7 protein-coding genes, 1 tRNA gene and 1 riboswitch are annotated in these 8340 nt (G+C 70.4%); of the genes, 6 read left to right on the top strand and 2 right to left on the bottom strand.

Going from position 1 to position 8340, the window contains the following annotated elements; all coding sequences use genetic code 11:
- The first annotated feature begins 84 nt into the window (after positions 1–84).
- The 6 genes from ABZ896_RS50875 to ABZ896_RS50850 all read left to right on the top strand — a co-directional run bounded on the left by ABZ896_RS50875 (position 85) and on the right by ABZ896_RS50850 (position 5657).
- Entirely contained in the window at positions 85–1359 is a 1275-nt protein-coding gene (locus ABZ896_RS50875) for a polymorphic toxin-type HINT domain-containing protein (RefSeq protein ID WP_360945726.1), read from the top strand.
- Positions 1360–1395: 36 nt separating this feature from the next.
- Positions 1396–1650, top strand: a complete 255-nt coding sequence (locus tag ABZ896_RS50870; RefSeq protein ID WP_360945723.1) for a hypothetical protein — start codon at positions 1396–1398, stop codon at positions 1648–1650.
- Between the two features lie 146 nt (positions 1651–1796).
- Positions 1797–3005 carry an alginate lyase family protein gene (locus ABZ896_RS50865; protein ID WP_360945720.1) on the top strand — a complete coding sequence of 403 codons (1209 nt, stop codon included), beginning with the start codon at positions 1797–1799 and terminating at the stop codon, positions 3003–3005.
- Positions 3006–3057: 52 nt separating this feature from the next.
- Positions 3058–3131 (top strand) — tRNA-Met (locus ABZ896_RS50860).
- Positions 3132–3421: 290 nt separating this feature from the next.
- A riboswitch (cyclic di-AMP (ydaO/yuaA leader) is annotated at positions 3422–3578 on the top strand.
- 11 nt (positions 3579–3589) lie between these two features.
- Positions 3590–4615 (top strand): M23 family metallopeptidase, encoded by a 1026-nt coding sequence (locus tag ABZ896_RS50855; protein WP_360945717.1) that lies wholly within the window; start codon positions 3590–3592, stop codon positions 4613–4615.
- A gap of 82 nt (positions 4616–4697) precedes the next feature.
- Positions 4698–5657: an aldo/keto reductase gene (locus ABZ896_RS50850; RefSeq protein ID WP_360945714.1), complete on the top strand. Its 960-nt coding sequence runs from the start codon at positions 4698–4700 to the stop codon at positions 5655–5657.
- A 161-nt stretch (positions 5658–5818) separates the two neighbouring features.
- Here the strand turns inward: ABZ896_RS50850 and ABZ896_RS50845 are convergent, their stop codons facing one another.
- Positions 5819–7138 carry a PrsW family intramembrane metalloprotease gene (locus tag ABZ896_RS50845; protein WP_360945711.1) on the bottom strand — a complete coding sequence of 440 codons (1320 nt, stop codon included), beginning with the start codon at positions 7136–7138 and terminating at the stop codon, positions 5819–5821.
- Between the two features lie 52 nt (positions 7139–7190).
- Positions 7191–7976 carry a tRNA (guanosine(46)-N7)-methyltransferase TrmB gene (gene trmB, locus ABZ896_RS50840; protein WP_360945729.1) on the bottom strand — a complete coding sequence of 262 codons (786 nt, stop codon included), beginning with the start codon at positions 7974–7976 and terminating at the stop codon, positions 7191–7193.
- Positions 7977–8340 lie beyond the last annotated feature (364 nt).

Genomic DNA, 8340 nt, shown 5'->3' with positions numbered 1-8340 from the left:
GAGGCGGTGCTCCTGGTGCTGGCCGGCGTCGGTGAAGTACAGGCCGAACAGCTCGGCCTCGCCGACCGCGCGGCGAGCGACGCGGTGGCCGCCGAGGAGTCCGCCGCCCAGGCGGAGTTCTCCGCCGAGTACGCCCGCACCTCGGCGTACGAGGCGAAGGAGGCCAGTGACCATGCGGAGGCGGACGCGATCGCGGCCGGCAAGAGCGCGACCCAGGCCAAGCAGGAGGCCACCGCGGCCTGGAAGGACGTGGTGGCCAAGCGCGAGGCGGAGCAGGCCGAGGCGCGCCGCCTCGCCGAGGAGCGCCGTAAGAAGGAGCGGGAGAGCGAGCCGAAGTGCATCGTCAACCCGTACCGCGACCACCTGCCGCCCTGCGCGCTGGCCGGCAAGCCCCTCACGTTCCCCGAGATCGACCCGACGCTGAAGGAGGTCGCCTGGGAGGTCCTCGGCCTGAACGACGCCAAGGACTGCGTCAAGAACCCCAGCCTCGGCAAGTGCTCGCTCGCCGCGCTCTCCGTCCTTCCGGTCGGCAAGCTCAAGCTCCTCAAGAAGGGGTTCGACGCGGTCGACAACGTGATCGACAGCAGCAGGGCCGTCCGCGTGGCCCAGAAGTGCGCGCAGTGCTTCCTCGCGGGCACCGAGGTGCTGATGGCCGACGGCTCGACGAAGACCATCGAGTCCGTGCGGGTCGGCGACGAGGTCCTCGCCGCCGATCCGGTCACCGGGGAGCGGGGCCCGCGTGCGGTGACCGACCTGATCGTCACCGAGGACGACAAGCTCTTCAACGAGATCGGCGTCTCCACCCCTCAGGGCGAGCAGAAGCTGACCGCGACATACGAGCACCCCTTCTGGTCGCCGTCGGCGGGGGACTGGGTCGAGGCGGACCGCCTGCTCCCGGGCGCGACGCTGCGCACCGACGACGGCACCACCGTCACGGTCCTGTCCAACCGCCCGTTCGCCAGGAGCGCCCGCACCTACAACCTCACGGTCGACGACCTGCACACCTACTATGTGCTGGCCGGCGACACCCCGGTCCTGGTCCACAACAGCCGGTGCCTGATCGCCGACGTCATCGGCCCGAAGGGCGAGACCCTCTGGCTCCCCAAGGGGCGCAAGGCCATCTCGATGGCCAACACCGGGAAGGGCTGGTTCTACGACGTCAAGGAGTCCGAGGCCGTCGCCAACGGTCTCCACAAGAGCGTCAGATACGTCCGTGTCATGGATCCGACGACGACCGGGAAGTACCCGAAGCCCACCGGATACATCACCTACGCGAACGAAGGCGGCCAGTTCATCAACCCCCTGACAGGGAAGACCATCGACCGGTCCGACCCCTACTGGCACATCGAGATCAAGTAGTGCCGACGCGCCGCTGACGAGGAGAGATGCCTCCCCATGAACACCCATGAGTCCCCGGAGTCCGTGCCGACCGTCAACATCCGCCTGTGGCGCGCGGACGCCATCGTGCTGTTCGACTGGCTGATGAGCACCGATCTCAACGCCGTGCCGATCACGCACCCGGCGCAGAAGCAGGCGCTCGCCGATCTGCTGGGCCGGTTCGAGTGGGCGTGTGACACGGATGTCACGGCGTCCACGGAGGAGGAGATCGCCGCCGCGCAGGAAGAGGTGGCCAGGGACATGGGCTGGTAGGCCCGCCGTGCACCGAGCCGCCCCGCCGGGTGTCATCCGGCGGGGCGGCTCTTCTTCGCCGCCGCACCTCCCCGCCCCACTCCCGCGCAGGACCGATCGGCCCAACAATTCCTGCGCCTCCGCCCCCACAAGGCGACCCTGCGCATATGAGACGTGCTGTCACCCTTGTCCTCGTGCCCCTGCTCGCCCTCGGTGTCGCCTCCTGCGGTACCACCGGCCCCGGTACCCGCACGATGGCCCGTGCGCTGCCCGCGGACGCCGGGTTCACGCATCCCGGTGTGCTGGTCAGCCGGGGGCAGCTGGATGTCGTACGGGAGAAGGTGACGGCGGGGAAGCAGCCGTGGCTGAAGGCGTACCTGGACATGCGGGACAGCAAGTACGGGTCGTACAAGTACCGGCCGGAGCCGATCGCGAACGTCGACTGTCCCTGGGGGAACAAGCCCAAGCACGGGTGTGTCGAGGAGCGTGAGGACGCCATCGCGGCCTATACGCAGGCTCTGCTCTTCTCCGTCACGGGCAAGCGGCAGCACGCCGTGAAGGCCAGGGAGATCATGGACGCCTGGTCGGCGACGGTGAAGCGGCACACGGAGGAGGACGCCGGGCTGCAGACCGGGTGGGCCGGGGCGACCTGGGCGCGGGCCGGCGAGATCATCCGGTACAGCGAGGGGGCGGGCTGGCCCGCCGACCGCGTCCGGCGCTTCGAGACCATGCTGCGCACCGCCTATCTGCCGACCGTCACCCAGAAGGTGCCCGACTACAACGGCAACTGGGACCTCGTGATGACGGACGCGGCCATGGGCATCGCGGTCTTCCTCAACGACCACAAGGCCTTCGACCACGCCGTCCAGCGCTTCCGGGAGCGCGTGCCCGCGTACTTCTACCTGGAGAAGGACGGCAAGGTGCCGCTCACGCCGCCCGGCTCCACCATGACCACCCCGCAGAAGCTGACGACGTACTGGTTCGGGCAGACGACCTACAAGGACGGCCTCTCCCAGGAGACCTGCCGCAACTTCAAGCACGTCGGCTACTCCCTCGCCGCCACCGCGCACGCCGCCGAGACCGCCTGGCACCAGGGCGTCGACCTGTACGGCGAGGTCAAGGACCGCCTGGAGGCCGCGCTCGCCTTCCACGCCCGCTACCAGTCCGGCGAGCCCGCGCCCGCCTGGCTGTGCGGCGGCAAGGTCGACCGGAACATGGGCCCGGACCTGGAGGTCGCGCTCAACCATCTGGAGGACCGGCTCGACATGCCCGTCCCGGCCGCGCACAGGCTCGCCGAGGAGACCCGGCCCGCCGGCACCGACGACCTCTTCGTCTCCTGGGAGACCCTCACCCACGCGGGCAACCCCGGCCTCTGACGGCACGTGGCGCGAGCGGTCCCGCGAATGGCGTATGCTGGTGTCACACCGACGCGGGGTGGAGCAGCTCGGTAGCTCGCTGGGCTCATAACCCAGAGGTCGCAGGTTCAAATCCTGTCCCCGCTACTCAGGTCCGAGGGCCGGAATCCGAAAGGGTTCCGGCCCTCGGTGCGTTTCCCCTTTCTGTGGTCACCAGGCGTGAGCGGGCGAGCGCCCTCCGCATAACAACTGACATACCGTCAATACCTGTGGTCCGGCTGAGGCCGGGTCAACTCGCCCGTTTTTCGCCGGTCATGGGCCGTAAGTCCAGCGGGATTTCGTTAATGATCAAGCGGAACAGCTTGGAATCCGCCCCCCGGGTCTATTAACGTTCGATAACGCAGCGCGGTCGTCCCAGCCGTCACAAGAGACGGCTCCGTGCTCACGCGCCGAATTCCGCAAGGGAACCGGGGAACCACCACTTGGGGTGAATCGCACGTCTTCCGCCGTGGCAGCACGGCAGGTTTACGCGCGTAGGAGACCTTCCTGCTCCGAACCCGTCAGCTAACCCGGTAGGCGAGAAGGAAGGAAAGGAGCACGCCCACGTGGCGTCCAACCCGCCTGCCCCCGAGGCCCCGTACGCAACCGGCAACACCCTTGTGTACGGCGGTTACCGCGCCGACGACGAGGCCCCGCTCGGTGAGTGGAACCCCACCGCGGAGTCCGTCGCCCCCGTCCGGGGCCGGCACCGTGTCGCCAAGCAGCGTGGCGGAGGATTCGCCCGTAGCTCCACCGTGCTCGGCGTCGGAGTCATAGCCGCCGTCAGCGCGGGCGGGATGGCCAGCGCCAACACCGGCAAGCCGCCGGTGTCGATCTCCATGCCCGACCTGCCCGGCGTCGGCTCCCTCATCTCGGACGACGACTCCGCCGCCGACACCGCCACCGCGTTCAGCACGGTCGGTGAGACCACCACCGCCGGTACCGCGCAGGGCACCTCCGACGCCGGTGAGGCGCTGCGCTCGCGCATCCTCGCCCAGGCCGAGGTCCAGCAGGACCAGATCGACACCCGTGCCGCCCAGGCCGTCGCCGACGCCGCCGACAAGGAGGCGCGCGACGCCGCCGCGAAGGCGGAGAAGGACGCGCAGGCCAAGGCCAAGGCCGCCAAGGAGAAGGCGGAGGCGGAGGCGGCGAAGAAGGCCGAGGCCGAGCGCCTGGCCGAGCTCGCCAAGCAGTTCACGCTGCCGACCTCCTCGTACACCATCACCGGCACCTTCGGGCAGGCCGGCTCCCTGTGGTCCTCCGGCTACCACACCGGCCTCGACTTCGCGGCCCCCACGGGCACGCTCATCAAGGCGATCCACAGCGGCACCATCACGGAGGCCGGCTGGGCCGGCTCCTACGGCTACCGCACGATCCTCACCCTCGACGACGGCACCGAGCTGTGGTTCTGCCACCAGTCCTCGATCAGCGTCAGCGTCGGGCAGAAGGTCGCCACGGGGGATGTCATCGGGCGGGTGGGTGCGACGGGCAACGTGACCGGGGCGCATCTGCACCTGGAGGTGCATCCGGGTGGACAGGCCGACGGGATCGACCCGATGGCTTGGCTGCGGAGCAAGGGGCTCAACCCCTGAGGTCTACGAGGGCCATGGGATTTACGGCGATTTTGCGGCCGTAGCGGAAGGCGGGCGTCCGGTGCGCGCGTTGACGTAGGACATGACTTCCTCTCGCTCTCCGCTTCGCAAGCTCGGCTCCTCCGATCTGGAGGTCTTCCCGCTCTCCCTCGGCGGCAACGTGTTCGGCTGGACCGCGGACGAGGCCACCTCGTTCGCGGTCCTCGACGCGTACACGGCCGCCGGCGGCAACTTCGTCGATACGGCCGACTCGTACTCGGCGTGGATCGACGGCAACTCCGGCGGCGAGTCGGAGACGATCATCGGTAGGTGGGTGGCAGCGCGGAGGAACCGCGACGACGTCGTGATCGCCACGAAGGTCAGCCAGCACCCCGACTTCCAGGGCCTGTCGGGCGCGAACATCAAGGCGGCGGCTGAGGCCTCGCTGAAGCGCCTCGGCACCGACCACATCGACCTCTACTACACGCACTTCGACAAGCCGGAGATCCCCGTCGAGGAGATCATCGGCGCGCTCGACGAGCTGGTGCGGGCGGGCAAGGTCCGGCACATCGCCGCGTCCAACATCTCCGCCGAGCGGCTCCAGGAGTCCCTCGACTTCTCCGACCGCGAGGGGCTGGCGCGGTACGTGGCCGTGCAGCCCCACTACAACCTGGTCTCGCGCGACACGTACGAGGGTGACCTCCAGGACGTCGTCGCCCGCGAGGGCCTCTCCGCGGTCCCGTACTTCGCCCTCGCGTCCGGCTTCCTCACGGGCAAGTACCGGCCCGGCACGACGGTCGACAGCGCGCGTGCGGCAAGGGGCGCCGGCAAGCACCTGGACACGGAGCGCGGCCGCAGTGTCCTGACGGCCCTGGACGAGATCGCGGCGGCCCACGACACGGCGGTCGCCACGGTGGCCCTGGCCTGGCTGACGTCCCAACCGACGGTGACAGCCCCCATCGCCTCGGCCCGCACGGCGGACCAACTCCCACCCCTGCTGGACCTCCCGAACCTGACCCTGACGGAGGAGGAGGTGACCCGCCTGACGGAGGCGTCGGCCTGACCCTGCCGTCGGCTTGACCTTGGGGTCGGCCAACTTCTGCGCCGGTCTCCCTCTGCGCCGGTCTCTTGCTTCTGTCGGCCCTTTCCTCCCGCCGCCACGGCGCTCAGCCCCCGCGGCACGGACCGGCGGTGCCGAACCCGCCCCAGAGCCCGCCCGAGCCCCTACGTCCGGTACGGGTTGTAGATCGGGTACGGCACCGCCGGATGGCCCTGCCCGTACACCCCGTACACCGGCCAGGGCGGCGCAGCCACCGGGACCGGCGGCGCGGCCATCCGCCCCGCGTGGTCCAGCGCCACCCGGGCCACCTCCCGCCGCGCCCACAGCTCCAGCAGCAACTCCCGCTCCCGTACGAGGAAGTCGGCCCCCGCCCGCCCCTGCCGCCCCCGCCGCCGCAGAAACGCGAGAGACGTCGCGTACGCCTCGTACTCCGCGACCGCCCGCGCCGCGGCACGCCCCCCGAGCTGCCGCCGCGCGTACTGCCGGGCCAGCCGCCGTGCCCGCATCGACCCGAGGACGTACGGCTCGACCGGCGCCAGCCACCCCGTCGCGGCGTACACGGGCAGCTCCTCCCGCACGGCCCGCAGCTCCCGCTGCCGCGTCCAGATCACCAGCCAGGTCAGCAGCGCGAACGCCGGCACCATGAACATCGCGTACACCGCGAAGAACCCGTACTCCCCGAACGTCGACGAGCCGTTCCACATCGCGTGCATGCCCATGGCGAGCAGCAGCCCGGCGACCGGCACGAGCACCCGCCGCACATGGTGGCGCTCCGCCGACAGCGCGGAGATGCCGAAGCCGATCCCGGTGAGCACGGTGAACAGGGGGTGCGCGAACGGCGACATGACGATCCGCACGAAGAAGGTCGCGGCGGTGACGGAGGCGATGCCCCGGTCCCCGGTCAGCTGGTCGGTGCCGAAGGCGTTGCCGAGGTAGAGGATGTTCTCGGTGAAGGCGAACCCGGTCGCGGTGACCCCGGCGATCACCACCCCGTCGACGATCCCGGTGAAGTCCCGTCTGCGGAAGAGGAAGACGAGCAGCACGGCGGCAGCCTTGGCCGACTCCTCGACGACCGGCGCTATCACGGTCGCGCCGAGGGTGTCCGCGCCGGAGGGGTCGGCGGTGGCCGTGGCGATCCACTTCGTCGCGAAGCTGTTGGCGATGATCGCTATCAGCGCGGCCGCGCAGGCCCCCCAGGCGAAGGCGAACAGCAGATTGCGCCAGGGGCCCGGCTCGACCCGGTCGAGCCAGCGGAACGCGGCCATGAGCAGCGGCACGGGCAGCACCGCGAGCCCGAGCCCGACCAGGAACCCCTGGGTGCCGGTCTGTTGCCGGACCAGGGCGAGGATGACCAGCCCGGACAGCGCGAGCAGCGTGATCAGCGCGCCGTAGCGCACCGACTTCCGCTGCCACCAGTGCGCATGCCGCCCCGCGCCACCGGTGGGATCGGTGGGGTACGACGGGTACGGGGGACTGATGGCCACGGCATCGACCTTAACGAGACTCGGGCGCCGCCCGCAGGGGCGGGAGGGGCGCTCAGGCGTCGGTGGGGGTTTGGTCGGATCGGTCGCCGTGCTGTACGCGGCGGAAGAGCAGGTCGTTCACGACATGACCCTTCTCCAGTCCCTGCCCCTCGAAACGGGTCAGCGGCCGGAAGTCCGGACGTGGCGCGAATCCGCCCGCTGCCTGGGTGTTCTCGAACTCGGGGTGGGCCGTGAGGACTTCGAGCATCTGCTCGGCGTACGGCTCCCAGTCCGTGGCGCAGTGCACGATCGCGCCGGGCCGCATCCTGCTCGCGGCGAGGTCGAGGAACTCCGGCTGGATCAGCCGCCGCTTGTGGTGCCGCTTCTTCGGCCACGGGTCGGGGAAGTACACACGCAGCCCGTCGAGCGCGTCCGGGGCGAGCATCTCGCGCAGCAGGATGATGGCGTCGCCGTTGCCGACCCGGACGTTGGGCAGGCCCTGCTGGTCGGCGAGGCCGAGCAGATTCCCCTGGCCCGGAGTGTGCACGTCCACGGCGAGGATGTTCGTCTCCGGGTCCTCGCCGGCCATCCGCGCGGTCGCCTCCCCCATCCCGAACCCGATCTCCAGCACGACGGGATTGCCGTTGCCGAACATCTCGGCCAGATCGAGAGTCCGCTGCCCGTCGATGTCCAGCCCCCACTTGGGCCACAGCCGCTGCAGCGCGTCCGCCTGCCCCGCGGTCACCCGACTCCGCCGCGGCTGAAAACTCCGAATCCGCCGCTCGAAGTGCGACCCGGCGGGGTCGGCCTTCGGCCCATCGGGAAACCGCGGCTCCCCCTTGACCCGGGTATGCCGCACGGAGACCCCGGGGGCGTGGTGGTGCGGCTCGCCAACGCCGGTGCCGTCTTCGGATGCGGGGGTGTGATGGGAGTCAGACACAGTGGGGTCGATTTTACGACCATCCCGAGCGGGGAAGCGGTCGCCCAGTGGGGTGCCGGGTTAGGTGGGACGGCGGGTGCGGGCCGGTGGGGGCTGGTCGCGCAGTTCCCCGCGCCCCTAAAAGAGCTCACCTGAACGGCTTTTTGTCGGCCGCGTACGGCGGTGAGGGGACGGGGGCGGGGGGTGTCCGCCCGCAGCGGCCGGCGTCCGTCATCCAGCACATCCGCAAAAGAGAGAACCGCCGGACCGAGGACGGATACCCCCCCCCCCCCGCCCCGACCCC

It is taken from the genome of Streptomyces sp. NPDC047072, assembly GCF_040643855.1.
Lineage (GTDB): Bacteria > Actinomycetota > Actinomycetes > Streptomycetales > Streptomycetaceae > Streptomyces.
The sequence above is the reverse complement of the archived record's forward strand: the minus strand, read 5'-3'. Positions and strand labels throughout refer to the sequence as shown.